The organism is Thalassospira lucentensis, from assembly GCF_032921865.1.
GTDB classification, from domain to species: Bacteria; Pseudomonadota; Alphaproteobacteria; order Rhodospirillales; family Thalassospiraceae; genus Thalassospira; species Thalassospira lucentensis_A.
This window is the reverse complement of the sequence record NZ_CP136684.1, coordinates 4,125,285-4,151,744: the sequence shown is the minus strand read 5'-3', so window position 1 is coordinate 4,151,744 and position 26,460 is coordinate 4,125,285. Positions and strand designations below refer to the sequence as shown.

Annotated in this window: 27 protein-coding genes; 16 read left to right on the top strand and 11 right to left on the bottom strand. The window is 54.8% G+C overall.

Features of this window, described 5'->3' with window-relative positions; all coding sequences use genetic code 11:
- Positions 1-24: 24 nt before the first annotated feature.
- Positions 25-468: a cupin domain-containing protein gene (locus tag R1T41_RS20065; RefSeq protein WP_317338800.1), complete on the top strand. Its 444-nt coding sequence runs from the start codon at positions 25-27 to the stop codon at positions 466-468.
- 45 nt (positions 469-513) lie between these two features.
- Here the strand turns inward: R1T41_RS20065 and R1T41_RS20060 are convergent, their stop codons facing one another.
- On the bottom strand, positions 514-1,410 hold the full coding sequence (locus R1T41_RS20060) for a LysR family transcriptional regulator (RefSeq protein ID WP_317338798.1): 897 nt from the start codon (positions 1,408-1,410) through the stop codon (positions 514-516).
- Positions 1,411-1,583: 173 nt separating this feature from the next.
- On the opposite strand from R1T41_RS20060, the gene R1T41_RS20055 reads away from it, so the two are divergent.
- The 4 genes from R1T41_RS20055 to R1T41_RS20040 all read left to right on the top strand — a co-directional run bounded on the left by R1T41_RS20055 (position 1,584) and on the right by R1T41_RS20040 (position 5,396).
- Complete coding sequence (locus R1T41_RS20055) at positions 1,584-2,156, top strand: hypothetical protein (RefSeq protein ID WP_317338796.1); 573 nt, start codon at positions 1,584-1,586, stop codon at positions 2,154-2,156.
- Positions 2,157-2,392: 236 nt separating this feature from the next.
- A complete protein-coding gene (locus tag R1T41_RS20050) occupies positions 2,393-4,207 on the top strand; it encodes an alpha-amylase family glycosyl hydrolase (RefSeq protein WP_317338794.1) in 1,815 nt (604 codons plus the stop codon).
- Positions 4,208-4,343: 136 nt separating this feature from the next.
- Complete coding sequence (locus tag R1T41_RS20045) at positions 4,344-4,814, top strand: hypothetical protein (RefSeq protein WP_062953043.1); 471 nt, start codon at positions 4,344-4,346, stop codon at positions 4,812-4,814.
- Positions 4,815-4,904: 90 nt separating this feature from the next.
- A complete protein-coding gene (locus R1T41_RS20040; RefSeq protein ID WP_317338792.1) occupies positions 4,905-5,396 on the top strand; it encodes a hypothetical protein in 492 nt (163 codons plus the stop codon).
- 22 nt (positions 5,397-5,418) lie between these two features.
- On the opposite strand, the gene R1T41_RS20035 is transcribed toward R1T41_RS20040, so the two are convergent.
- Both R1T41_RS20035 and R1T41_RS20030 read right to left on the bottom strand, forming a co-directional pair.
- Complete coding sequence (locus R1T41_RS20035) at positions 5,419-6,648, bottom strand: glycosyl transferase (protein ID WP_317338789.1); 1,230 nt, start codon at positions 6,646-6,648, stop codon at positions 5,419-5,421.
- Positions 6,641-7,471 carry an HAD-IIB family hydrolase gene (locus R1T41_RS20030; RefSeq protein ID WP_317338787.1) on the bottom strand — a complete coding sequence of 277 codons (831 nt, stop codon included), beginning with the start codon at positions 7,469-7,471 and terminating at the stop codon, positions 6,641-6,643. Before R1T41_RS20030 ends, R1T41_RS20035 begins: the two co-directional genes overlap by 8 nt.
- Positions 7,472-7,756: 285 nt before the next feature.
- Here R1T41_RS20030 and R1T41_RS20025 point away from each other — a divergent pair, with 285 nt between their 5' ends.
- The 4 genes from R1T41_RS20025 (at position 7,757) to R1T41_RS20010 (ending at position 10,971) form a co-directional block, all read left to right on the top strand.
- Positions 7,757-8,605: a hypothetical protein gene (locus R1T41_RS20025; protein ID WP_317338785.1), complete on the top strand. Its 849-nt coding sequence runs from the start codon at positions 7,757-7,759 to the stop codon at positions 8,603-8,605.
- Between the two features lie 176 nt (positions 8,606-8,781).
- A complete protein-coding gene (gene pobA, locus R1T41_RS20020) occupies positions 8,782-9,954 on the top strand; it encodes a 4-hydroxybenzoate 3-monooxygenase (protein ID WP_317338784.1) in 1,173 nt (390 codons plus the stop codon).
- A gap of 229 nt (positions 9,955-10,183) precedes the next feature.
- Positions 10,184-10,477: a YqjD family protein gene (locus R1T41_RS20015; RefSeq protein ID WP_062953051.1), complete on the top strand. Its 294-nt coding sequence runs from the start codon at positions 10,184-10,186 to the stop codon at positions 10,475-10,477.
- Positions 10,474-10,971: a hypothetical protein gene (locus tag R1T41_RS20010; protein ID WP_317338782.1), complete on the top strand. Its 498-nt coding sequence runs from the start codon at positions 10,474-10,476 to the stop codon at positions 10,969-10,971. The genes R1T41_RS20015 and R1T41_RS20010 overlap by 4 nt, the downstream gene beginning before the upstream one ends.
- Positions 10,972-11,012: 41 nt before the next feature.
- Here R1T41_RS20010 and hpt read toward each other — a convergent pair whose 3' ends face one another.
- Entirely contained in the window at positions 11,013-11,549 is a 537-nt protein-coding gene (hpt, locus tag R1T41_RS20005; protein WP_062953053.1) for a hypoxanthine phosphoribosyltransferase, read from the bottom strand.
- Between the two features lie 195 nt (positions 11,550-11,744).
- A complete protein-coding gene (locus tag R1T41_RS20000) occupies positions 11,745-12,407 on the bottom strand; it encodes a glutathione S-transferase (RefSeq protein ID WP_317338779.1) in 663 nt (220 codons plus the stop codon).
- 362 nt (positions 12,408-12,769) lie between these two features.
- On the opposite strand from R1T41_RS20000, the gene R1T41_RS19995 reads away from it, so the two are divergent.
- From R1T41_RS19995 to R1T41_RS19985, 3 genes are all read left to right on the top strand, one after another.
- Entirely contained in the window at positions 12,770-12,988 is a 219-nt protein-coding gene (locus R1T41_RS19995) for a DUF3126 family protein (protein WP_062953055.1), read from the top strand.
- 169 nt (positions 12,989-13,157) lie between these two features.
- A complete protein-coding gene (locus R1T41_RS19990; RefSeq protein WP_317338777.1) occupies positions 13,158-13,835 on the top strand; it encodes a hypothetical protein in 678 nt (225 codons plus the stop codon).
- A gap of 107 nt (positions 13,836-13,942) precedes the next feature.
- On the top strand, positions 13,943-14,596 hold the full coding sequence (locus R1T41_RS19985) for an exopolysaccharide biosynthesis protein (protein ID WP_317338776.1): 654 nt from the start codon (positions 13,943-13,945) through the stop codon (positions 14,594-14,596).
- A gap of 14 nt (positions 14,597-14,610) precedes the next feature.
- Here R1T41_RS19985 and R1T41_RS19980 read toward each other — a convergent pair whose 3' ends face one another.
- Positions 14,611-15,459 carry an oxidoreductase gene (locus R1T41_RS19980; RefSeq protein ID WP_317338775.1) on the bottom strand — a complete coding sequence of 283 codons (849 nt, stop codon included), beginning with the start codon at positions 15,457-15,459 and terminating at the stop codon, positions 14,611-14,613.
- Between the two features lie 144 nt (positions 15,460-15,603).
- Between R1T41_RS19980 and R1T41_RS19975 the strand changes: the two genes are divergently transcribed.
- On the top strand, positions 15,604-16,521 hold the full coding sequence (locus R1T41_RS19975) for a LysR family transcriptional regulator (RefSeq protein WP_085643553.1): 918 nt from the start codon (positions 15,604-15,606) through the stop codon (positions 16,519-16,521).
- A gap of 8 nt (positions 16,522-16,529) precedes the next feature.
- On the opposite strand, the gene R1T41_RS19970 is transcribed toward R1T41_RS19975, so the two are convergent.
- The 5 genes from R1T41_RS19970 to R1T41_RS19950 form a co-directional block, all read right to left on the bottom strand.
- On the bottom strand, positions 16,530-17,309 hold the full coding sequence (locus R1T41_RS19970; RefSeq protein WP_317338771.1) for a siderophore-interacting protein: 780 nt from the start codon (positions 17,307-17,309) through the stop codon (positions 16,530-16,532).
- 18 nt (positions 17,310-17,327) lie between these two features.
- Positions 17,328-17,798 carry a MarR family winged helix-turn-helix transcriptional regulator gene (locus tag R1T41_RS19965; RefSeq protein ID WP_317338770.1) on the bottom strand — a complete coding sequence of 157 codons (471 nt, stop codon included), beginning with the start codon at positions 17,796-17,798 and terminating at the stop codon, positions 17,328-17,330.
- A 45-nt stretch (positions 17,799-17,843) separates the two neighbouring features.
- Positions 17,844-19,265, bottom strand: coding sequence for an MFS transporter (locus R1T41_RS19960; protein ID WP_085643547.1), 1,422 nt, complete (start codon positions 19,263-19,265; stop codon positions 17,844-17,846).
- A 206-nt stretch (positions 19,266-19,471) separates the two neighbouring features.
- Complete coding sequence (locus R1T41_RS19955; protein WP_317338769.1) at positions 19,472-21,787, bottom strand: P-loop NTPase fold protein; 2,316 nt, start codon at positions 21,785-21,787, stop codon at positions 19,472-19,474.
- 19 nt (positions 21,788-21,806) lie between these two features.
- Positions 21,807-23,036 (bottom strand): TIGR03862 family flavoprotein, encoded by a 1,230-nt coding sequence (locus tag R1T41_RS19950; RefSeq protein ID WP_317338767.1) that lies wholly within the window; start codon positions 23,034-23,036, stop codon positions 21,807-21,809.
- Between the two features lie 579 nt (positions 23,037-23,615).
- On the opposite strand from R1T41_RS19950, the gene R1T41_RS19945 reads away from it, so the two are divergent.
- The 3 genes from R1T41_RS19945 to R1T41_RS19935 all read left to right on the top strand — a co-directional run bounded on the left by R1T41_RS19945 (position 23,616) and on the right by R1T41_RS19935 (position 26,358).
- Positions 23,616-24,677, top strand: coding sequence for an ABC transporter substrate-binding protein (locus R1T41_RS19945; RefSeq protein WP_317338765.1), 1,062 nt, complete (start codon positions 23,616-23,618; stop codon positions 24,675-24,677).
- Between the two features lie 84 nt (positions 24,678-24,761).
- Positions 24,762-25,535: an ABC transporter ATP-binding protein gene (locus tag R1T41_RS19940; RefSeq protein WP_062953066.1), complete on the top strand. Its 774-nt coding sequence runs from the start codon at positions 24,762-24,764 to the stop codon at positions 25,533-25,535.
- On the top strand, positions 25,525-26,358 hold the full coding sequence (locus tag R1T41_RS19935; RefSeq protein ID WP_317338764.1) for an ABC transporter permease: 834 nt from the start codon (positions 25,525-25,527) through the stop codon (positions 26,356-26,358). Before R1T41_RS19940 ends, R1T41_RS19935 begins: the two co-directional genes overlap by 11 nt.
- Positions 26,359-26,460 lie beyond the last annotated feature (102 nt).

Sequence of the window (26,460 nt, the reverse complement as noted above, 5' to 3'; positions counted from 1 at the left end):
AAACAAACAGGTCATTGGACGGTTATGGCAATCACGAAGCGCGACAATTCAGACATAAAGATAGCCAGTCAGGATTCCGGGGCATCCAAACCCGCCAAGGATGTCCATGACGGCGTAAAGCTGCTTGATAGTGGTGTGAATTTTGTCGGCGAGCAGGTTTCCTATCCGCCGGGCAAGGCACGCATCAAATCGGTGCTGGCGACGATGGCGCCGGGGCAGAAAACCGGCTGGCACAAGCATGGCGTGCCGACCTATGGCTATATCCTTGAAGGGCAGATTACGGTTGATTACGGCGATGCCGGGAAAACCACCTATCGCGCCGGGGAAGGCGTGCTTGAGGCGATGGATTACTGGCATGAAGGGATCAATGACGGTGATGTGCCTGCACGTGTCGTTGTCGTCTTCATGGGGGCCGAGGGCGCGGAAAATGTGATCTACAAGCCCGAAGACCCATCCGGCGACGACTGATTTTGCAAGGTGGTCGCAAGGTGGTCGTGGGTGCGGTGCGGTCGATTACCGGGGTGTGTCTTTTAGCTGGTCAAAAATCCACTGTGCAACCGGGCCAAGCGGCCTGTCCTGACGGTGGGCGACGACAATGTCGAGTGTCGGCATGTGATCCAGTCCGTCCCAGCTTTCGGGATCAAGCAGGGCGAGGGTTCCGTTGCGGATATGATCCGCGACCATATGTTCGGGCATGCCGCCCCAGCCAATCCCGCGTAATATCATAGCAAGTTTGGTTTCAAGGTCATTGACCTTCCAGTAATTCAGGGCCTGAACGGCATGATTGCGTTGCAGGGTCGGGGCATCGCGCGCGGATGTGATGATCTGGGTGTGGGCGTGCATCGAATCGATATGGATTTTTCCCGGAAACCAGGCGAGCGGATGGTCCGGTCGTGCCACGGCGCACATTCTGACCTGCCCGCAGGCGGCCCGGGCATAGTCGGAGCCAAAGGGAATGAATTCCGGCAAAATCGCAAGATCGGACGCGCCGTTATCAAGGACTTCGGTTGTCTGGATCGTGACCGTCGACAGGCTTACGCGGACTGTCGGGAATTTCCGGGCGAGAACCGCAAGGACATCCATCAGCGGGGCGTTTGATGCAAACTGGCTGATTGTAATCGTGATCGAAGCTTCGAGCCCGTCAGCGATGCCTTTGGCGTGTTGGCGGTAGCTGGAAATATCCGCCATGACCTTGCGCGCGTGGGGCAGCAGGGAATGTGCCGCCTTGGTCAGGGTCGGGCGATAGGCCGTCCGGTCAAACAGTTCCAGATTGGTCTGTTCTTCGAGTTTCTGGATCGTGTAGGTGACCGATGATTGTGTCCGGTTCAGATGCCGCGCGGTGGCGGCGAAGCTTCCGAGGTCGGCAATGGTGACGAAGACCCGCAATTGATCAAGGGTGATGCCGGACATGAGGCTTCAACTTTTTTGAATGAGATAATCATAAATATAGAATTTTTTTTATGGTCTGACACTCGTAAATTTTGTGCAGGAGCGAAATAGGGGAGGGGCACAAGGAGTGTAAGATCGTGCTGGGCGTTGATCCCCATGAATTTTTAGTGCCGTTGATACGGCAGTCCGTTTTGATGATGCACCTGTTTGCGTTCGCATTTGCGTTTGTTCTGGTGGCGCGGGCAGATATTGCGATGCTGCGTGGTCAGTATCAGGAAGGCAGGTATGACCTGGGCAGGGATGCCGTTTACACGGCTTGGCTGTTGGGGCTGCTTTGGGTGTCCGGGGTGGCATTGATCGGGCTTGGTATCGGGTTTGATGTTGCCGCCATCACCGCGAACGGCAAGGTATTTGCCAAGGTTACGGTCGTCACTATCCTGACGATCAATGGCATTTTCCTTCACCTTTATGCTTTTCCGGTATTTGCCGACAAACAGGGAAAAGCGTCATCGGTCAGGCTTTTGATATGCACGATCCTTGGTGCGGTAAGTTCCGTGTCGTGGTTTTGTGCATCTGCGTTCGGGGCCGCGCGCGTGGTTGCGCCGTGGCTGGGTTACCAGCACTTCATGCTGTTTTATGGCACCTGTCTGGCGGCCGGGCTGTTCGTTGCGATTTTGTTCGTGAGGCCGGTGTTGCGCCGTCAGCTTGAACGTCGGTCATCGGTTGTGCCGTCTGCCGACTTTGTTGCAGGGGCGGTTGCCGAATAGCCGGAAATAGTCGGGATGCTTTTTGTTGGATGCGGAATATAAGGATTTCAATCACTACCCGGCCATGTGCCGGGTAGGTTTTCCTGCGACGTAATTGGCCGTCTTTAGGGCGGTATAAGCTTCTAAAGGGTTTGATTGCCTGCTTTGTTAGCACTTTGAAATCGTTGCTTGCATCATAGGCAAAATCATTATTTGATTAAGGTGAATTCCTGATTTGCCTGCCCAAAGGAGCCAGCATGGATCGCGCTATTGGAACCTCGGGGCGTATTGCGTTCGCAAGTGCAATGCGCAATCTGCTTGCGGATGTGTATCCGGAACATGATCACGCCGATCTGGTGCGCCGGGTGTTTGAAGTGCTGGGCCTGCCGCTTGAGGGGGACGGGGCGGAGCCGTGCGAGGAATATCTGCGCAAATGGGATCAGCGCGATGCGTTTCTGATCACCTATGGCGACAGCATTTCGCGTGGTGGGCATCATGGTTTGCAAAGTCTTGGCGATTTTTATCGCACATGGCTTAAGGACTGGCTGACGGGCATTCATATCCTGCCGTTTCATCCGTTTACGTCCGATGATGGGTTTTCGGTAAGTGATTTCAGCAGCTTGCGACCGGAACTTGGCACGTGGGATGATGTGAAGGCATTGTCCAAAGATGCCACCGTGATGGCCGATCTGGTGGCGAACCATATTTCGGCGTCCCATGTGTGGTTTCAGCAGTTCCTTGCAGGCGACAAGCCCGGTGTCGATTACATCAAGACCGCCAGCCCCGATGATGATCTTTCCGATGTGGTTAGGCCGCGGAGCCACCCGTTGCTGAGCAAGGTCACGACATCGGACGGGGAAAAGCATGTCTGGTGCACGTTCAGTTATGATCAGGTCGATCTGGATTACGGCAACCCGGATGTGTTTTTTGAAATCCTGAAGATCGTTCTGGAATATCTTAAACACGGGGTGCGGGTCGTGCGGCTGGATGCCATCGGCTTTATCTGGAAGGTGGCCGGGACCAGTTCGATCAATCTGGATCAGACGCACAAGATCATCAAGGCATTGCGGCTGGCGACCACGGCGGTGCATCCGGATGTGCTGTTTATTACCGAAACCAATCTGCCGCTGCTTGAAAACCTGTCCTATTTCGGCAATCAGGACGAGGCGCATCTGATTTACAATTTCAGCCTGCCGCCGGTGATCATTCATGCGCTGTTATCGGGGCGGAGTGATTGCATTCGCAAATGCATCATGTCGATGCCACCGGCGCCGGCGGGCTGCACATTTTTCAATTTTACTGCCAGCCATGATGGCATTGGCCTGCGCCCGGCCGAAAACCTGATCCCGGATGCGGATATCGATGCCATGACCGATCATGCGCGCAGGATGGGCGGGCAGGTGAGTTACCGGTCGCTGAAGGGCGGCGGGCAGAAGGCTTATGAACTTAACGTCACGCTGTTTAGCATGCTGGCCGAGAACTTTGCCGGGGATCGCACATATGGGCTGGAACGGTTTGTGATGAGCCAGGCGATTGCCATGTCGCTTGAAGGGGTTCCGGCGATTTATGTGCAGTCGATCTTTGCCACCGAAAACGATCAGGCGGGATATGAGGAAACCGGCATTCCGCGCAGACTAAACCGCAAAATCTGGCAGCTTGAGGAGGCCGAGGAACGGTTATCACAGGAAGGCATCGCCAAGCGGGCGTTTGGCCAGTTGCGCGCATTGATGTCGATCCGCATGGGGCAGCCGGCATTCCATCCCAATGCAACGCAATATACCCTGAACCTTGGCCCGGAATTGCTGGGCGTTTGGCGGCAAAGCCATCTGAATGATCAAAGCATTTTCTGTGTGTTCAACCTGACCGATCAGGTGCAGGACCTTGATCTTTCGAAGATCAACCTGATCATGACGGAGGGCTGGACCGATCTTCTGTCCCAGCAGGTGATCGAGGATTTCAACGGTATCCTTGCGCTGGCACCCTATCAGATCGTGTGGATTTCAAATATCGACGGGCGCAATCGCATTGATAGCCGGTTGCTGCAACGCTATCGCGATGCGATGCCGGTTTGAGGAAGGCTTTCGGCCCGGTTGCTACGCTGTAATACTTAAAATCAGAAAGTCCTGATGTTTGCGCCTTGCAATGCCGCGTGATGCTTTCCTATGATCGATACAGAGTGAATGGACGTGTCGGGGAGCGTGTTGCGTGATGGCCTATGCGCAGGAAATTCGGCTGGATGACTTGCCGGACGATGTGGACGGGCATGTTTCGCAATTGCTTGCGCTTTGGCAGGATGCCTGTCGAGACGGGGATATTCCCGATCGGGGTGAATTAAGCTGCGAGGTTCTGTCGGCGTGGCGGGACGATATCGGGATTTATGAATATCAGCCTGATCGCAACGATTTCCTGATCCGTATTGATGCGCCGAACATGATCGCGGCCAGTGGCGAGAATTATCAGGGGTCAACCCCGCGCCAGATTGATCTGGATTTCGGAACGGCGGTCTATCCGACCCTGTGCGAGGTGGTCAGAACCGGGCAGGCGCAAATTCACATGATCGGGGTTGAGCGCATAGAGTGGGAAAACTGGCTGCGGTTGATGTTGCCGGTGCGCACCCGGTGCCGGAAGGGTGCGCCGGTCATTCAGGTTCTGGTAGTGCATTTTCTTTATAAGGTATGAGACAGGCCGATTTTTCGGCCGGGACTTGTTATTTTACCTTGTATTCCCAATTTTACTAATATTGGGAGAGGCAGAAGGTCACACCGCAGAATGGCCGAGACGACAGATTTCGAACTTGATGAATTACCCGAAAATATCGGACTGCATGTCACCGATCTGGTCAGGGTCTGGCATGAGGCGCGCGCAGAAGATCCGGAGCAGATTGTACCGTCGCGCGACATTCTGACCGCAGAGCGATTGCGCCCGTGGATCGACGATATCACCATCTATGAATATATGCCGTTAAAGGAAGATTTCGTTGTGCGGATTGATGCGCCGTCGATTGTGGCGTTGAACGGCGAAAGCTTTCAGCGTGCCAGCCCGCGCGAGATCGATATGAAATACGGGTCCTGCCTGACGGCGGCATTGTTCAATACCATGATGTGCGGGCAGCCGACATTTTACCATGTTACCCTTGCCGTGCGCGCCGATCAGCATTGGCTGCGCGTTCTTCTGCCGGTGCGTACGCGGAACCGGGATGGCTATCCTGTCGACCAGATACTTGGCATCCGGTTCGACTATGAATACCAGTATGATATCTGACCTTTGCTGATCGGCGCTGGCATTATGTGCCGATGCTGGCATCGTTCAGGTCGTCTTCGACAGCAGCCGAAAGCTGTTCGAAGATATCGTCCATGGCGCTTTCAACGCGCTGCCAGCTTGGGATGAAGGGGCTTTCGAGCGGGTTATCAAGGTAATGCTGACCGGCACTCATGATGACTTCGGCCAGGACCTCGACACATTTTTCTTCTTCGTCGCGATTGATTTTAAGGCCGTTAAACAGCGCATCGGCCCGGTATTGTTCGATCAGGTCAAGGGCGGTGCGATAATAGGTGGCCTTGAGCGTGCGAAACGTTTCGTGCGAGAAGACGGTGCCCTGGGTTGCGAGTTTGCGGAACAGGGATTTCGCGATGTCGCTTGCCATGCGTGACAGGCCGTCATCCTTTTCGGCCGGATCAAATTCGCGGTGTTTGTGATCATAGATATCGGCGATATCGACCTGCGCCAGACGGTGGACCGTGTGGTTGCGATACATTTCCGAGAGCATTGAAATTTCAAGGCCCCAGTCGGATGCAACCCGCAGGCCATAGGCAACGTCGGTACGGATGGCCATTTCCCCCGAAAGCGAATAGCGGAAGCAATCAAGGTAATTGAGAAATTCGGTTTTGCCGACGACCTGTTTAAGTGCGCGGATCAGCGGGGTTACAAACAGGCGGCAGACCCGGCCCTTGAGCGTGCCATTGGCAACGCGGGCGTAGTACCCCTTGGCGAAGGCGAAATTGAATGCCGGGTTGGCAATCGGATACATAAGGCGGGCGGGCAGATCGGGCTTGTAGGTTGCGATGTCGCAATCATGGATACCGATCACCGAGCTTCGGCCCGATGCCAGCGTATAGCCAAGGCAATACCAGACATTGCGGCCCTTGCCCGGTTCATAGCGGGCCAGATCATATTCGGCGAGACGATCATGGACGCTGCGCAGGCGCGGGCCGTCATTCCACAGGATGCGGACATGTTGCGGCAGATCCTTGAAAAATTCCCGGGCATAGGCGTATTGGGTGGCATCGGCCCGGTCCAGCCCGACGACAATCTGATCGATATAGGTGGCCTGTTTCAATCCTTCGAGGATCGTGGTCATGGCCGGGGTTTCAAGTTCGGAATACAGGCAGGGCAGGATCAGGGTTTGCCGACGCTGGCGGGCGAAGGCGGTCATTTCATAAGCGAGTTCTTCGGGGTTGCGGTCGATGATGCGGTGCAGGGTCGTGATCGGCCCGCCCTGATGAAAATCAGCCATGAAGTACCTCGCCTTTGTTATTGGTATTGGTCAATTGATCGAGAAGGGAATTGACGCCCGCATTCCAGCCTGAAGGGGCGGGTTCCGGGGCGATGATCAGTTTCTGATCCTTTATCAATGCGGTTGTTACCGAAGCATGTTTTTGCGGTATCTGGATCGGGAAATCGGCCGCGGCCAGCATGGTCGCGTCATTGGCGGAATCCCCCAGGGCGATTGTGCGCGGCGTTAAACCCGTTGAGGGAAGAACGCCGTTTTGGCCCAATAGTTCCACCATGCGCGCCATTGCAGCCCCCTTGTCAGTCGGGCCGCAAAGGGTGTGGAAGCGCCCGCCCTTGACCAGTTTCAGGCCGAATGTTTCGGCAATGGTTCGGGCGGTTGCGATATCTTTGTCCGTCGGCGCCCAGATCAGCGGATCGGAGCAGTGACGAAGTCCGGCGCGCGCCGCATCATCGGGGGAAAGGCCGGTTTGGGCGGCGATGATTTCGGGCGATGTGCTGCGGAAACTGGTGACGGGAATGGAGAGGGCAGCCCGGATCGCATCGCGGGCGGCATCGATGGTTTCGGTGGCGGGGCCGGGTTGTTCGGTCTGATCACCCAGGCGGATGACACCGCCATTTTCGCCAATCAATCCATCAAACAGATGATCGGTGGTATTGATATGGGAAAGTTCGGCCAGGGTTTTTGACGAGATTGCGATCAGGGGAATGCCAAGCTTTTTTACGCGGGCAATCGCCGGGGCCGCCGGGGCCCAGGAATAGGTGTCATGATCAAGCAGGGTGCCGTCAAGATCGGTGAAGATTACGTAGTGACTGTGTTCTGTCATCGTCCCGTTTGGTTGGTTTCAGAAGGCTTTTGACGGGGCCGGTGCAGTGACCGGAAGTTACCTTAGCACACAGGTCCGGGCAGGGCGACAGCCGAAAGATTAAATTTTATGCGATGTTTCATGTTGATGAAATTAAATGCATTTTAATTCGACGCTATAAAAACTGTGATTTCTGTCGTTTAATGTCAGGCACGGCGTATCAACATAAACAAATGCCGAAAAACAATAAAATCGACTTATCGGGGTGAGGCGGCATTCAATGCCGTAACCATGCAGGAGCAGGGCGTGGGGAAAAGACAGACGGGCGTTATCGTGCCACGGTGGCTGGTGATGCTGTTGCAGATCGTTTGGGGGACGGTCTGGGGCATTTCCGGGGCTGTTGCGCAGGAAGGGAACGCAGGCCCGGAAAGATCACAGCCAAAACCGGAAGTGCTGTTTGCGGTTGGCGAATGGCCCCCGATGATCACGGAAAACGTACCGGGTTTTGGCATCCATACAGAGCGCGTAACCGAAGCATTCGTCGCGATGGGGTATCGGGTGCGCTATATCTTTTTGCCGTGGCGCCGGGCGTATGAATTGACCGCACGGGGCGAATATGCCGCCACCTTCAGCTGGATCTGGACGCCGGAACGTTCGGCGGAAATCATTTATCCCGACCATCCGGTCGCACGGGCCTATCAAAAAGGGTTCTATAAAAAATCCCGTTTTCCCGATGGACTGGAGATAGACCGGATTGCCGATCTTGATCCGCTGGGGCTGCGCCCGGTCGGTGTGGCGAGTTACTGGTACGAGGTGGAGTTTCGCCGCCACGGGATTGAGGCGGATATTGTTACATCATCGGAAGCTGCGTGGCGGTTTCTTGACGCCGGCCGGGCGGATATCTTTTTCGAGGAGGAGCAGGTCGGCTGGCTGGACATGAAACGCATTCTGGGCGAGGAGGCCGTGGCGAATTACACCACCACACAGCCGGTGCAATCGGACGATATGTTCATCCTGTTTTCCCGAAATCATCCGATGGGTCCGGCCTTGCGGGATGCCTTCGACCGGTTTCTCGACACGCCGAACGGGCAGTCGATGTGCCGCAGATGGGGTGTCTGCAAAAAATCCGGCGAAAATCAGTCTGTGCCGAACTGAGATTTGTAAAACCGTTGCGATATGTTGATATAATCGTTCGGATATAGATGTTCGATTTGTCCCATCCTTTTCCCGGTTTATCCATTCTTCCCGTGTGAAATCAGGCGTATTCTTTCCTTGTTGGAACGGTTCTTGTTCCAGAAAACCAACAAGAATAGTCGAGTGAGGATTACGTCATGCATGTCCCTGTCGCCATTATCGGCTGCGGTCCTTCGGGGTTGCTGCTTTCGCATCTGCTGCATGTGCAGGGAATTGACAGTGTGATCCTTGAACGCAAGGACCGCGCCTATGTCGAGGGGCGCATCCGGGCCGGTGTTCTTGAAATGGGGACGGTTGGCCTGATGGAGCGGGTCGGCGTTGATGCCCGCATGAAGCGCGAGGGCATCATTCATGGCGGGATCTATATCAGCGTCAATGGCAAGCGCCAGCATGTGAATATCGAAGAACTGACCGGTGGCGCGACCGTGATGATTTACGGCCAGACCGAGGTGACCAAGGATCTGATCGCGGCCCGCCTTGATCATGGCGGCGAGATCGTGTTCGAGGCGGAGGATGTCAGTCTGCATGACTTTGATGCCAGCAAGCCGCGTGTTCGATATGTCAAGGATGGCAATCCGGTTGAACTGAGCTGTGATTATATTGCGGCCTGTGACGGGTTCCACGGGGTTGGGCGGCAGACGATGCCGTCATCGAAACTCAGGACTTATGAAAAGGTTTATCCGTTTGGCTGGCTGGGTGTTCTGGCGAAGGCCAAGCCGGTGGCGGACGAGCTGATTTATGCCAGCCATGATCGGGGATTTGCGCTTTGTTCGATGCGATCCGAGAGTGTTGTGCGCCATTATGTGCAGGTGCCGAGCAGCGAGAAAATCGAAGACTGGTCCGATGACCGGTTCTGGAACGAGCTTCGGGTCCGCCTTGGCGAGGCCGATGCGGAACTGGTCAATGAGGGCGAGGTGTTTGAAAAAAGCATCGCACCGCTTCGAAGCTTTGTTGCCGAACCGCTAAGCCACGGGCGTCTGTTCCTGGCGGGCGATGCGGGGCATATCGTGCCGCCGACCGGGGCCAAGGGGCTTAACCTTGCGGCGAGTGACGTTCATTACCTGTCCGAAGCCTTGATCGGGAAATTCAAGAACAACCGTGATGATTTGCTTGAGACCTATTCCGATACAGCACTTGCGCGCGTGTGGAAGGCGGAGCGGTTTAGCTGGTGGATGACATCGATGCTGCACACATTTGATGACCATCACGATTTTGACGGTCGCATCCGCCGCGCCGAACTGGAATATATCCTGTCATCCAAGGCAGGTTTGACGACGCTTGCAGAAAACTATGTCGGTTTGCCTTACTGATCGGCATGGTTCGGAGCCCCACGCTCCGTAATCCGCCCAGATTTCTGCAAGGGATGAACGGCCCGTTCCCACGACGGGCCGTTCTGTTTTTTAAAGGTGCGGCAAAGCCTGCGCCCTGTCTTGCCGGGCCTGCCCCGAAATGATCATAATCTTTTGGGGAACCATGAGGGTGCCTGTGCCGTTAAAGGGGTGTTGAAAACGAATATCCCAATGAAGACAGGAGCACGAAATGGCTGCCAATACTGAAACTGCCGCCAACAATGCCAAACTGCAGGCTGATGTTGATGCCCTGCGCAAGGATCTTTCGGAGGTTACCAAGACGCTCAAGGCGATGGGTAACGAAAGCGCAAGAACCAAGGCACAGGCCGCAGCCGAACGTGTCCGTGAAGTATCGGGCCAGGCACGTGACCAGTTTGACCATGCGCGCGAAGTCGCGGTGGATCAGGTGCGTGAACGCCCGTTGACAACGGTTGCCCTGACATTTGGTGTCGGCATGCTGGTCGGCCGTCTGTTGCAGAAATGATCGACCAACTGACCGACGCAATCGGTGAGATGGCAAGAGCCGCGGCAATCAAGCTTGCGGCTTTTGCCGCGATCGGCCTGATCGTTCTGACCGGTATCGGATTTTTGCTGGCGGCGGCCTATGTCGGGCTTGCCGCGAAGTTCGGGGCGATTGCGGCTGCAACCGGCATTGGTGCGGGTTTGATCGCCCTTGGCCTTGTCGCACTTGCGGTCATGATGCAGCGTGATCCGAGCGATGCGGTGGCCAGGCAGAGTGGTTCTGCAAAAGCACCGGCACGCAGCGAGGATGCGATGCTGTTTGATATGCTGATCCATGCGGCATCCGCCGGTTATGCCACCGGGCAGGGCGACCCGAAACGCATGCAGGCGGGGCTGGACAAGCTGGCGCGGGATTTGTCCGATCTTGGCGCGTTTGATTTTCCCAATACGGCGGGTAATGACGATGCGGGTCGTCCAGCACCAGCATCAGAAACGGATACAAAAATGGCGGGATAACCATATGGTTCCCGCCATTTTCATTTCAGATTGCCGAAGCCTTATTCGCCGTGGAAATGCACCGTGCCGATAAAGGGCAGGTTGCGGTTGGCCTGAGCGTAATCAATGCCATAGCCGACGACAAATTCATCGGGAATGTCAAAGCCGCAATAATGGATCGGAATTTCGACTTCGCGGCGCGATGGCTTGTTCAGCAGCGTGCAGATTTCAAGCCGGTTCGGATCGCGGGTTTTAAGCAAACGGACAACTTCCGAAAGCGTATAGCCGGTATCGATGATGTCTTCGACCAGCAGCACGTCCTTGCCGCGGATCTGACCATCAAGATCCTTGATGATGCGGACATTGCGCGAGCTTTCGGTGGAATCGCCGTAGCTTGAGGCGACCATGAAATCGACTTCGACCGGAACGGTCAGTTTGCGGGCCAGATCGGCGATGAAAACGAACGATCCGCGCAGCAGACCGACAACGATCAGTTTTTCGGTATCCTTGAAGTTTTCATTGATCCTGGCGGCAAGCGCATCGATCTGTGTGGCAATTTCGTCCGCCGTTATCAGCGGCTTGACATCATAATCGGCCATCAATCTCGGTCCTGAAGCGTTATGGGATGATTTCCCGCTTGCTATCACAAGCCGCCCCCCATGACCAGCCCGTGAATGGTAACAGAAGTATAATCCCGTAAAATTCATACCCTGTTGCGCGCCCTGATTGTGCAACAGGGCGCATAACTATACGACGGCTTTTTCATCAGATGGAAACAGGCAGGCGGCGACCCGTCAGGCGGCTTTGAAAATCACCGGTTCGTCGCCTTCGTGCCACTGGTCATATTTGACCATCGCGTTCGCAAACCAGCGGGAATTCAGGAAATCATCAAGCCAGCGTTGCAGATGGACAAACGGGGCCGCGTCAAACGCATCCCTGTCGGTATTGGCGAACTGGCGGACAAAGGGCGCAATGGCAAAATCGGCCAGGGCCGGGCGGGTGCCAAACAGATATTTGCCAACCGCCAGACGACCATCGAGCCGGTTAAGGATTTTTTCGGCATCACGGCGATGTTCGGCCGGGTCGGCATCCTCGTAGCGGTTGAAATATTTATAGCGGTCGAGATGATGTTTGAACGGGCCATCATTTTGCGAAATCAGGGCCAGCATGTCTTCGAGCGTGCCGCTTTCGGGTTCGAGCCATTTTTCCGGGTCGTTTTCCGCCAGCGCCCAGACCATGATTTCAAGGCTTTCATCGATCACGCTGCCATCGGGCAGGATCAGCACGGGCACGGTGGCCTTGGGCGATGCATCGATCATGGATTGGGGTTTGTCGCGCAGGACAACTTCGCGCAGTTCGACATCCATCCCGCTGGCCAGCAGAGCCATGCGGGCGCGCATCGCATAGGGGCAGCGACGGAAACTGTATAAAACCGGACATGCTGTTTGCTTGCTCATATTACCCGATTAGCCTTTGGCGCACCGCATTGCAACCGCTTATCGGGCACAAATTCCATTGTCATGCGTTAGACATTCACCCACAGCCTTCCCATGTTCTGGAAAGGGAAAGACGGGATATTCATTTCGCGGCAGGGGCAAAACGGGATCGCCCGAAAGCGTTAAGGCAAAAAACTTGGGTCAAACGCCCCTTTTTTGCGCAAGCGGGGTTGATTTCATGGCACAGTTTGTGAAAGGACAATGCCCGTCATTTATTTCGCAAGACCCGTTGGGGGACGTGCTGGCGCGCATGCCGCGCCGTTTGCCCCGAACACGGTTCAAAGAGACCAAAGCCGACCTGACAGAAGCAAGGGACCAGTTACATGACACCGACCGAAATCGCGCGCGTTACCGATTATCTGCGCCGTACTTTTGATAATCCGAAAATTGCCGTCGATGCGCCCAAGCGCAAAGGCCACCCGATTGAAATGCGCGTTGGCGACGAATTTGTCGGTGTTGTGCATCGTGACGAGGACGAAGGCGAAGTCAGCTATTCGCTGAATATCGTGATCCTTGAAGAAGACCTGCCGCCGGCCCCCTAAGACCGGTTGCCAAAAGGTTCTGCAAAACGCCCTGTGCCAATCATGGCCGGGGCGTTTTTGTTTGGGCATGGCGCGGTTTGAAACAAAATGCCCGCTGATACGTTCGTTAACGGGGCCGCGAGGGCCCGCGTGCAGCCTGCACATTTCGCCACCGTTAGACGAGGTATCGATGATCGCATGGATAGAGCAGCACGGCACAATGCTTCAGATACTGATCAGCTTTGCGACATTGCTGGTCTGGATTTTCTATGCCCAACTGCTTTTTCAAAGCTATCGGCGGGCCAGACGCCCCAAAATCGTGATCAACCAGTTGCTTGATCATGCGCAAACCGCGCGGTTCCTGATCAGCAATATGAGCCAGGAAGCCATTCATATCGAAACGGTTTTGCTGTGCATTGATAACGGCAATGATCGTGTCTGTCAGGTTATCACCGATGCCGAACCCGGCGAGGGATATGATGCCCGGAACGAGGACGGGGCGCATGACGGGATGGATGAAAGCCGTGCGCTTTCCGAACGGCTTGACGATGTTACCCTGCAGGGGCCATTGCCGCCGGGGAAATGTATCGAACTTGGTTCGGTCAATCGTCTGCTGGCCCGGGTGCGCCGCCAGATCGCAAGAACATCGGACGATAACGAACAGAAATTCTTAGGCCGGGATCGCGATTGCCGGATCGAGATCATCGTGATCGGTGTTTACAGTTCCGAAAAGGGTGTGATCGGGGCCAGCCGAGCCTTTGTCTATGACCGGGAATTCCGGCTGCGTCCCGAAGAAATCAAAACCACACAGCATACCGGCTTTTTCGCCCGGCGCGAGATGGGCAGACTGCATTCGCAATATATCTGAGCCGGGAAAAGGCAGGGGTATCCCGGCCAGCCATTTCATCATATCGCCACGGATTGATCACAATCGTTGGACATATCAGGGGTGATCGCAATCAGTTACGGAATATCATGACACGAACCGACGATCCGCTTCCCAAAGACGGGGCAAGGCTTTCATCGATCTTTGATGCAATGTTAAATGATGATTCCGGTGTGGTGCCCGCGCAGGGCGAAGCAAATGACATCAGCCCCGATATCAGCCTGGGCGCGCTGTTTGATGCGATGGGTGAAAAAAGCCAGGGGGCGTTGATTGTCCTGTTTGCGCTGATTGCCTGTGTGCCGGTACCGGGACCGAACGCGATCCTGACCATTCCGCTGGCGTTTCTGGCGCTGCAACTGGTGATCGGGCGGAAAAAACTTTATCTGCCTGACTGGATGCGCCGCCGCAGGATTGGCCGCCGTCGCCTGAGCGGGCTTTACCGGCATATGCGGCCACGGCTGATCTGGCTTGAAAACCGGATGTCGGATCGTTGGCAGTTTTTTGTCCCGGGGCCACGCATGCCGGTTATCGGGCTGATCTGTCTTGTCATTGCCTTTATCATTGCCATCCCGATCCCGGTTCCCGGTGCGAATAGCATCCCGGCCCTGTGCCTTGTCGTTGTCGGGCTGGGGCTTATTCTGTCGGACGGGGTGGCGATTGCCGCCGGGATTCTGGTCGGCGGGGTGACGGCAACCGGGATTGCGGGCCTGACATGGTATGGCGTGAATGCGCTGGCGGCGTGAAGCCGGGCTGGCAATCAGGCGTCGTAATCGGTTGATGTGCTGAGATGTTCCCAAGTGGCTATTTCGCGCCCAAGGTGATCAAGCTTTTCACGCACCAGACCCAGCGCATCGCGCCCCAGCAAAAGGTGAACCGGCGGGTTGGGCACATTCAGGATATCCATCACCGCCTTTGCGGCCTTGGCAGGATCACCGGCCTGATTGCCGCTTTTTTTCTGGCGGGCATCGCGGATCGGATCAAACAGGGTGTCATAATCGGAAATACTGCGGTCGGAGCGGACCATGGAACGCCCGGCCCAGTCGGTGCGGAATGATCCCGGCTCAATCGCGGTGACGTGAATGCCCAGCCCGGCGACTTCGCTGGCCAGTGTTTCGCTGATGCCTTCGAGGGCGAACTTGCTGCCGCAATAGTAGGAAATGCCGGGCATGGTGATGAAGCCGCCCATCGAGGTGACATTGAGGATATGGCCGCGTCTGCGTTGGCGCATATGGGGCAGGACGGCCTTGATCATCGCGACCGCGCCAAACACATTGACCCGGAATTGGGCTTCGAGTTCGGCAAGCGGGGATTCTTCAAGCAATCCTTCGTGACCATATCCGGCATTGTTGATCAGAACGTCAATCGGGCCGATATCGGTTTCGATCTGCCTGATCGCGCCGGGGATGGCGTCAAAATCCGTGACATCAAGGATGATGCCGGTGGTCTGTGCCGGGGACAGGGCGGTGAAGGCGGCAAGGTCGGCCTGTTTGCGGACCGTGCCGATGACATGGTGGCCTTCGGCAATTGCCGCCGTGGCAAAGGCGCGGCCGAAGCCGGAACTGACGCCGGTGATCAGGATGTTTTTCGAATTTGTATTCGTGGTCATTCGTGATGGTCCTTTGTGCAATCGGGCAAGCCATGCGGGGCAGGCTTGGGTGTGGGGACGTGATGTGATGACCAAGGCTAGTGATATCTGATTGTTTGGTATATGGGTTAAAGTCTGCATGGACTGTTTAAAAAGGAATGCATTATGCGCGGGCGGGAATATGCCGAACTTGAAGCCTTTGTCGCCGTGGTCGAAGAAGGCAATTTCAGGCGTGCGGCGGCACGGCTGCGCATTTCGGCATCGTCGTTAAGCCAGACGATTGGCAATCTTGAAGATCGGCTGGGTGTGAACCTTTTGCAGCGAACCACGCGCAGCACGTCGCTGACCGAGCCGGGAAAGCGGCTTTTTGAACGGTTTCGCCCGGCGATGGCCGAAATGGCCTTTGCGGTGGAAGATATCATGCAGTTTCAGGGGCGACCGGCGGGGACGGTGCGGCTTTTGCTGCCAAGGCTTGCGCTTGCGACCCAGATCGAACCGTGGCTTGGCGCGTTTCACGAAAAATATCCCGATGTGGTTCTGGAACTTGTGATCGAGGATGCGCCGCTTGATATCGTGGATGCCGGATATGACCTTGGCATTACGCTGGGCGAGTTGCTGCAAAAGGATATGGTTGCGGTCAGGCTTGGCCCGGATATCCATCAGCTTGCCGTGGCGTCGCCCGATTATCTGGCGCGATATGGGGTTCCGCAAACACCAGCCGATCTGCACGGGCATAAATGCATCAATTGGCGCAAACCGGGGCGCAGGAAGCTTTATAACTGGGAGTTTTGCGTTGACGGGCGATGGATCAGCGTTGCGGTTGATGGGCCACTGATCGTGTCGCACCGTGATACGGCGTTGAAAGCGGCGGCACAGGGGGTGGGGATTGCGTTTGCCTATTGGTCGTCGCGCTGGATGCAGCCGATGATCGATGACGGGTCGCTTGTGCCGGTTCTTGAAGAATTTTCGCCGCCCTTTCCGGGCTGGTATCTTTATTATCCGAAGCAGCGGGCGACACCGCCCGCTGTTCGTGCCTTGATTGATTTTCTGCGTCATTGCCATCAGGAAGGCCGCGACGCATAGCCCGCATGTCAGGCGGCCTGCGCATCCTCGGCCTTGATGACCTTGTGGTTGTCTTCGTTCAGGCCGAGTTTCCAGTAGCTTGAGATATAAAGATCATCCTTGCCAAGCCCGCGGTCATTGCGGAAATGATCGCGCAGCATTTTCATCGCGGTAAATTCACATGCGGCCCAGACCGACGGGCGGCCATCGGCCCAGGGCAGTTTTTTCACCACATCGGGCAGGGCATTGGCATTTTCGCCCGGATGCGGGTTGATCACCCATTCGATGGTGACGTTTTCGGGCTTTTGCAAATCCTGCATGTCGGCCTCGGACGCGATTTCGATCACGGCGTAACCGCGCGCATCGGGGGCCAAGGTTTCCAGATTGACAGAAATGGCGGGCAGGGCCGTCATATCGCCGACAATCAGGAACCAGTCGGCGGTGGGATCAACCAGCTTTTTCGGGCCGGGGCCGCCGATGGTGATCTGATCACCGGGCTTGCAATTCACCGCCCAGTTGGAGGCCGGGCCGCCGTGATCGTTATCATCGGAACCATCACCATGCATGACGAAATCGATGTCAATCTCGCGGCCCTGATCGGTGATGCGGTCATGGCGCACGGTATAGGTCCGGCGCAGAACGCGGTCCTTTTCATCGCCGTCAATCGGGAAGATCAGTTTGACATAGGCGCTTTCCTGATCGTCGGGGAAGGATGCGATGCCGTCACCGCCAAGCGTCACGCGCAGCATATTGGGCGTGACATAGGTTTTGCGGATCACGGTCAGATCGCGGGGTGCTGGTCTGTTCATTCCAAGCTCCTGTAGGGATTATCTGTTTTCGGATTCCAGATTGTCGGCCATCAGGCTGGCAATTTCGTTGAAATCCGTGATTTGTTTCTGGCTTAAACCATTGGCCATGCGCGTACGGATTTTGGCTTCTACGGCACGGTATTCTTCCATCAGCGCATCGCCCTTTGGCGTCAAATGCAGGGTCTGGCTTCGCCCGTCTTCGGGATGGGGGCGGCGTTCGATCAATCCGTTTTCTTCGAGTTCCTTGATAAGCCGCGTGATGCGGCCCTTGTCCTGTCCGGTGCGGGTGGCGATTTGCTGTGCGGTGACGCCGGGGCTTTTGATGATCCATTTCAGGGTGCGCATCTGCGAGATTGGCAAGGGCATATCGGCATCCTGCAAACCTTCGCGCATGGCACGCTTGAAGGCATGGACAAGCCGGTGAAGGGTTTCGCCGGGGACATGCGCATTTGCGAGATTGGTTTCTGGCGTTTCCATTGGCTTACTCATCGATATGTTTCTGTCTTGCCGGTGCGCAAGGTGTTGCGGGGGTTGTCATGACTGCTTGGCGACGGCATCCGCACCATGCGGGGCGATGATGCCGGTGCGGATCGCATATTTGCGGCCCTCGCAAATGGCGGCCGAGATCAGGGCAAAGCCCGCCGCAACACCCATGATCGCGGTCAGATCAAACGCGCCACCCGTGCCGATCAGGATGGCGGCAAGGGCCGCACCAACCGATTGCCCGGTCAGACGGGCGGTGGCGAGCATCCCGCCGGCACCGCCGCTTCTGTCCCGTGGGGCGCTTGTCATCATCAGGCGGTTATTGGGCGACTGGAACAGGCCAAAACCAACCCCGCAGATCATCAGACAGGCAATGATCGCAAGTGCGGTATGGGGACTTCCGGCCGGGATCAGGGTGACGGCAAACAGACCGATGGCAAAAATTCCCATGCCGATCCCGGTCAGATGGATCGGTGAATATCGATCAGCCAGCCGCCCGGCAATGGGGGCGATGATGGCGGTGGCGACGGGCCACGGCGTCATCAGAAGGCCGGTATCGACCGCACTATAATGCAGCACGTCATGGAAATAGAAGGGGAGTGCGACAAAGGCGATGAATTGCGCGCAAAAGCCCGCGATGGACGACCCAATGGAGCAGGCAAAGACCGGACGGGCGAGCAGATCAAGCGGCAGCATCGGCCGTTCGCGCGAAAACTGGCGACGCACAAGGAAGAACCCGGCGGTAATCGCAATCACGAACTGGCCCGCGATCAGCATCGGGTGGCTTTGGGTGCCGACATTGCCGAGCGCCGAAATCAGCCCGCCAAAGGCCAGCACGTTCAGAAACGCGCTTATGTAATCAAACCGGGTGCGGGTCGGTTTGGTATAGGGCAGGGCGAATGTGCCAAGAACAATGGCGATGATCGAAATCGGGATATTGATCAGAAACAGCCAGTGCCATGTCGTGACCGCCAGAATGGCCGAGGCGATGGTCGGCCCGGCGGCGGCGGAGATCGACACCACCATGGCAATCAGCCCGATGGCGCGGCCAAGCTTTGCCTGCGGGACGCTATGGCGCATAAGCGCCGCATTGATGCTCATCAGCGCCGCACCGCCCAGACCCTGCAACACGCGGGCGAAGGTCAGGAATTCGATATTGGGGGAATAGGCGCAAAGCGCGGATGCAATGCCGAAAATCACCATCCCGGCCAGATAGACCTTGCGAAAGCCAATCGCCTCGCCAAGGGCGGATAGCGGCAGCAGGGCCACGACAACCGCCAATTGATAGGCGGTGATGACCCAGATGGCGTGCGCCGGGCTGACATTCTGATCCTGCGCGATGGCGGGCAGGGCGACATTCATGATCGACCCGTCAAGCACGGCCATCATGACGGTCAGCAACACGGCGATCATGGCGAATGACCGCTGGGGCTGCGGCAATCCGTCTGCGTGGATGGTTTTTGATATCTTCATGTGGGGCAACATTCCGAAAATAAAGCGTGCAACAGCAAGGTGGCGCGAGGAGCGGGCAAACGGGGCAAAATGCCACCCGATATCGCGGTTGCGGGCACGGTTATATGGTTGACTTTATCAACCAATATAAAATGTGGTTGATTTTGTCAACTTGTTTTCGGGCGTGTGTTTGTTTTTATGTTTGAACTCATGCCGAAGATAAAGCCTCACCAATCTCCACTTTCTCCCACCTTAACCGCATTTTTGAAGCGATTTGCTACCTCTCTATGAGACTCAATCGCTGACTTTGATAAGCGTTCGGCGGCACATAAAAATGAACTGGTGCTAGCGAGAAGTTCAAGTGATCTTGGGCTTGTTTTTTCAAAAACCCCATCGCTAGTAAATACTTTACCTATAAGCATTTGCAGTAACGCGCATAGGGTACTTTCTTCTTGATCTAACGTCATCGAGATGAAGTCGCGAACTTCATTTTTTTCGTCAACTCCCCACCAAAACCATATTAGGTTGCTGGGTGAGAGTTGATTGAATATTTTGTGCTCTGTAGCAATTTTACGAATTCGATAGGTTAATATTTCGCGGAAACTCTCTTCTTGAGGCAATGTAAAAATTGAACTTGTTTTGTATCCCTCTGATTTTAGATCTCCAATTAAGTCACGTATAATTTTGCATGCAAAGGATAAATCTTCGCCTTTATTGATAAGTGAAGTTAATATTTCAATTTGGTCATCCCTATCGCAACGGGATAATCCGTTTTTAAACATAGAGACTATAATCTCGTCGTTAGTGCTAAGTAATGCTGAGGAGCGCGGAGGGGCCTGAGCTATTAAGATTTCGGCAACATCTCGGAGTTCCTCTGCCCATTCAATGCTAAGGCAGGTATCTCTTTCAAAGAAATAGCTGCTTAGTGCTTCAAGCGTGGGGCGAATAGATTGTCGATGCTCACTTGAAGAGATTAATTCACTAATTGATTGTCGCAGCAGGCCTTTTGGTGCCTCTAGAGGTGTTAATTTTTCTAGAACAATTTTGTGAATTGGTGATCTATTTGGATCTAAATCAAAGTAGACCTCGGCGGAGCTTGGGTTGGAAAATAAATGTGCCCTATTCTTAAATGTTTGAGGAGGAGGAGGGTTGAGATATTTTTCTGCCGATTTCAGACTTTGATCTAGAAAACCAAGCGCGAATTTTGCTGTTTTTTTGTCGCGAGCGCTCTCCAATGAGTTTTCAATCAGCTCTTGATTATCCTCATCTATCGATATCTTTTTTGAAATTTGAACGTAGGTTTTCAAAGCTGTGTATACGCTTGGCTCGAAGGTTTCTAGGCAGGTCAATACAAGCAGATCAATAGGATCTGTTATGTCATGCGTAACGGAAAATGCTACACTGTAGTTGTTTAATAGTCTGATAGTGTCTCTGGGGGTTTTTAAATATCTATGAAGTATGTAAAACCAAGCTAATGAAGCTCTTTTTTCCTCAGGGAAAACATTGAAATCAGATAATATTTCGAGAAAATTCTTATTGAATATCTCGGAGTTCTCCTCTTCTCTTGGAAGTGGAAGTTCCTTTGTGTATTGGATTATTTTTTCCAAGAATATTTCCCCTTTTTGAGGAGCTTCTTGATCGTAAATCGCACGTGATATTAAGCTACTAAATTCATGCCTGTCATATGATAGCAGGTAAACAATCTTAGGTAAGTTTGCTACGCCTTTTAAAGCATTGATTGTTTCAGATGCTTCAAATGGAGTCAATCTATCTAGATCATCAATTATAATTATAATTCTTTTATTTTTGTTTTTATCTAAAAGTAGATTTTTGGATAGCTCCTCTCTGATTTCGTTCAGTGTTTTTCTTTTTTTATTTAGAGGAAGTGTGACCAATTTTGATATGAACTTCCCAATACCAGCATCCGATCCCGTAGCTGTTGCGAGTTCACCAAATTTTTCAATGTATTTTGCAAACGTTTCGTATGTTTCGGAGTCGAAATTATCCCCAATAGCAAGATTGATCTCTGAAAGAAGTGAAAGAGTTATTTCAGATCTGTTTTGTAAAGACCAAGGAGAAAAATTGATTACAGTAGTATCTGGTCTTATCTCATTTTCTCTCTTAAGCAATATGTATTCGTAGACATCATCCAATTTTTTGGTATCTACGTCAAATTCAACCATCTTTGATGTTAGATATTCTTTTGAAACAATGTATGGATTCTTACCATCTGCGATGAGGTTTTCTATGTATGGTTTGAATTTTATGTACTGATAATATAGTTCGTCTAGATTTTTTATTACATCTATGTTTGATCTTTGGGATTTCTCCATTGCGGTTTTTATTGAAATTTGCTGAACATAGTGTCTGACAAAGTTAATTGTTGACGATTTTCCTGATCCCCATGGCCCAGTGATAGATGCTACAAATCCATTTTTTGTTAGGTCAACATTCATCAATGCCGTGGCTAAGCTGAACGCAAACATTTTCCTGCCCAGAAGGTCATCGCGAACATCTTCAAGAGGAAAGTCAACGTTTCGCATTTTGTTTTCCGTTAGTTTTTTAAGTATGATTACCTAATATAATCATTGAGCCACTCAACAAATACCCCCCAGTAGGCGCTTCCCAATCGACCATCTCGCCCACGCAATAGGTGCCGGAGCGTTTTTTGAGTTGGAAGGTGTCGTCGAGTTCTTCCCATGCGACACCGCCCGCCGTGCTGATCGCCTCGTCAATCGGGCGGGGTTGGGTGATTTTAAGCGGGAGCGTCTTGATCGCGGTTGCGAGTTTGGCGGGGTCGTTCAGGGTTTCGCGTGGGGTGACTTCGAAAACGAGCGCGGTTTTGGTGGCGTCCAGACCGAGTGTTTTGCGCAGGTGATTGCCAAGCGAGTTTTTGCCGCGTGGTTTGTTTAAGCGCGTGGTGACGTCGGCCAGGTCGCGGTCGGGCGTCAGGTCGAGCGTCACGGTAGCATCGCCGGTTTCAAGCCATTGATCTCGAAGGGCGGCCGAGATGGCATAGACGGCACTGCCTTCGATCCCGGTTCTGGAAATCACGAATTCGCCGCGCACGGTTTGCGAGCCGGATTTTGTTGCGACCGTCAGCGTCACGGCCTTGACCGGGGAACCGGCGCATTTATCGATCAGATGGTCGGTCCAGGCGACGTCAAAGCCGCAATTGGCCGGTTTGAACGGGTTGCAGGTGATCCCGGCGGACTTAAGGATTTCCATCCATTTGCCATCTGATCCCAGCCGTTTCCAGCTTCCGCCGCCCAATGCCAGAACGGTGATATCAGCCTTGGCGGTCACTTCGCCGTCCGGGGTTTTGAAAACGGCATTTTCGGTTTCATCCCAGCCGGTCCAGTAATGGCGGTAATGGATTTTGCAGCCCAGCCCATCCAGACGACGCAACCAGGCGCGCAAAAGCGGGCTTGCCTTCATCGCGGTCGGAAAAACGCGGCCAGAGGAGCCGACAAAGGTTTCGATGCCAAGCCCGGCACACCAGTCGCGGATTCCGTTGGGGCCGAATTTGCGTAAGTGCGGTTCGAGCCGTGCGCGCGAGGTGCCATAGCGCGACAGAAACGTTTCGAGGTCCTCGGCGTGGGTGATGTTGAGCCCCGATTTCCCCGCCATCAGGAATTTGCGCCCGGCACTTGGCATGCCCTCAAAGATCGTAACGGCATGACCGGATCCGGCGAGGCGTTCGGCCGCCATCAGCCCCGCCGGACCCGCCCCGATGATCATCGCGGTTTTGCCGTTTGGTTTTGGGGCTGGGGTATCCGGGTTTGATGACATGCGGGGCCTTTGAGTGCGGGGTTTGTCTCTGGCGGTTTTAGCCGGTTTGGCGGGGGATGGCAATTTGCGGGATTACAGGCGGCGGCGTGGGAGCAGGCGGCACGATGGACTCCCGCGTTCGCGGGAGTGACGGTAGAGGGGCGAGGCGACGGTAAAGGGGGCGAGGCGGGGTAAGCTCCGTGGGAGTGACGATAGAGAGGTGGGGTGATGGTGGTTTTGTGCGCGCAGGTGTCGGGCGTATGACCCATCCCCGTCATGCCCGCGAAGGCGGGCATCCAGTTTGTGGTCCCGGGTTTCTCCGATTTCGGTGATGGAAGTTGCGGGCCGATGGGGTCCCGCTTTCGCTGGAACGACGGTAGAGGGGTGCTAGAAAGATGGGAGAGCGTGGTACGGCAATGTCGGGAGACCCGCGTAAATTCGACCTTGACGGAAATAGGGGGCGGGGTCACTTGCGCATTAAGGGTGAAATCGACCCTTTTGGCGGAAAAATGCGGCAAAGATTGGCAATTTGTCGATAAATCGGCTAACAAAATTCCGAAGGTTATAATGCATTCAAAAAAATGATCCTGTGGAGGAAACATGCTTTCGATTAGGGGAATGGCGGGCGCGGCACGGCTGGCGCGTGGATCGGTTGCGGCATTGGCGATGGGGGCGACTGCCCTTGTGGCGTTTGGCGCACAGGCCAATGAGAAGGTCGATATTGCGGCACTGGCGTTTGTTTCAAGCGCGCCGTTATTTATTGCCAAGGAAAAGGGATATCTTGCCGACGAGGGCCTTGATGCCGAGATTTCGATCTTTCAGGCGGCCCAGCCGGTTGCGGTTGCGATTGCATCGGGCGATGCCGATTTTGGCGTGACGGCGTTCACGGGTGGGTTCTTTAACCTTGCGGCCAAGGGGGCGCTTAAGGTTATCGGTGCGCAGTTGCATGAAGATCCGGGTTATGACGGGTCGGCCATTCTGGCATCCAATGCGGCGTTTGAGGCCGGTCTGACATCGGTTGATAAATTGCCCGGTCATAGCTTTGCGCTTTCGCAGGTCGGATCAAGCTTCCATTACATGATCGGCAATGTGGCCGAGAAGGCCGGGTTTGACCCGGAAAGCATGTCGCTTAAACCGTTGCAGTCCGTACCCAATATGATCGGTGCGCTTAAAAGCGGGCAGGTTGATAGCATGATCATCGTGCCGCATATCGCAAAGCCGCTGGCCAATGCCGGGGCAGCACACATTATCGGCTGGGTGAAGGATTACGTGCCTTATCAGGTGGGTGGTCTGTTTACATCGACCGAGAATGTCGAAGAAAACCGCGAGATGGTGGAGAAGTTCGTGCGTGCCTATCAGAAGGGTGTGGCGGATTACCGTGCGGCCCTTCTGGCGACGGATGCGGATGGCAAGCTGACCGAAAGCGACACCACGCAGGAGATCCTCGAGATCGTGCATAAATATGTCTATGCCAACGATCCGGCGGACAAGGCCTATCCGAAAATCCGCAATGGCGCGATGTTCATCACCGAAGAAGCCAGACTTGACGTTGCCGATGTCAAGGCGCAGGTCAAATGGTATCAGGATCGCGGCTTTGTTTCCGCCGATGCCGATCCGGCGAAATTCATCGATACCAGCTTTATCCCGGCCTTGACCGAGTAAGGCTATATTTTCCCGACCGGGCCAGTTGCGATGTCTTCTGGCCCGGTCGTTTCATTTGTAGATTTCAGATAAACGGATTGTGCCATGCGGCTGCAAATCAAGGGCATTTGCCATTCATATGATCAGGTCGAGGCGCTGCGCGATATCGATTTCGGGATCGAACCGGGCGAGGTCGTGGCATTGATCGGGCCGTCGGGCTGCGGCAAATCGACATTGCTGTCGATCATTGGCGGGTTGCTGGCCCCGACACGCGGCGAGATTCTGATTTGTGACAAGGCGACGCCCGAGGGGTGCCTTAACCCGCTGACTTATGTGTTTCAGGATTTCGCGCTTTTGCCGTGGCGGACGGTGGCGGGCAATATCAGCCTTGTGCTGGAAGATCACGGATTATCCAAGGCGGACCGTGATGCGCGGGTGGCCGAGGTGCTGGAGCAGACCAATCTGTGGGATTTCCGTGATGCGTATCCCAAACAGCTTTCGGGCGGGATGAAGCAGCGGGTCGGGATTGCGCGTGCATTGGCGGTGCGGCCGGCGGTTTTGCTGATGGACGAGCCGTTATCAGCCCTTGATGCGCAGACGCGGATTTTGCTGCTGGATGAATTTGCCGCGTTATTTGCGCGCACCGGCATGACAGCGGTTTATGTGACGCATAACCTGAACGAAGCCGTGCGGCTGGCCAACCGGGTGGTGGCATTGCGCCGTCGCCCCGGCACGATCAAGGAAATCCACACAATCGATATTCCGATAGCAGAGCGGCGCGAAGGCATGCCGGAGCTGATCGCGCATGAGAGCGCCCTTTGGAACCTGATCCGGGATGAGGCGATTGCGGCCGATAAGGAGCTTGAAAATGTCGCATGATATCAGCGAAGTCCGGGCAGAACCCCAAAGTGCAGCGTCCCCAGCAAGTCAGGTGCGGTTTCGCGCGACGGGGTTTAACCCGAAGGCCAATCCGGTTGCGGCGTGGGGCTTTTTTGTGGCCGTGATTGCGCTTTGGCAATTGGGATCAAGCACCGGGGTGATCAGCGAACTTGCGATGCCAAGCCCGGTTGCGGTGGCCAAGGCGCTTTGGCAGTTGATCGTCACGGGTGATCTTTGGCTTCATCTTGGCGCGTCGTTGCAGCGGCTTGTTGGCGGCTGGATCATGGGGACGGTGGCCGGGCTTTTTGTCGGTTTTCTGGTCGGGATGTTTAGCTGGGCGCGGTCGCCCGGTGTGGCGTTTGTATCGGCCCTTTTCCCGATCCCGAAAATTGCGCTTCTGCCGCTTTTCATCATCTGGTTTGGAATTGGTGAACCATCGAAATTTGCCACCATTGCCTTTGGCGTGTTTTTCCCGACCGTGATCAATACATTCGGCGGGGTGGACAATGTGCAGCGCAACCTGATCCGCATGGGGCAGAGCTTTGATCTGCCGATGTGGTCGGTGATCCGCAAGATCATCCTGCCCGGTGCGTTGCCGACCATTCTGTCGGGGTTCCGTATTTCATCCTCGATCGCGATTATCCTTTTGATTGCGGCTGAGATGATCGGGGCGCAATACGGCATCGGGGCGCTTATTCTGGCAGCAGGGAACCTGTATCAGTCCGATCAACTGATTGCCGGTGTGGTGGTTTTATCGCTTTTGGGGTTGTGTGTTTCGTGGCTTCTGGGAAGGCTTGATCGCTGGTTGTTGGCATGGCGATAAGCCGATCCTGATCGATGATATCAAAGGCCGGTTCGGACATGCGGACCGGCCTTTTTGTTCTGTGGCCTGATGTTGAAAATGACTTTTATGGAACCTTGATCG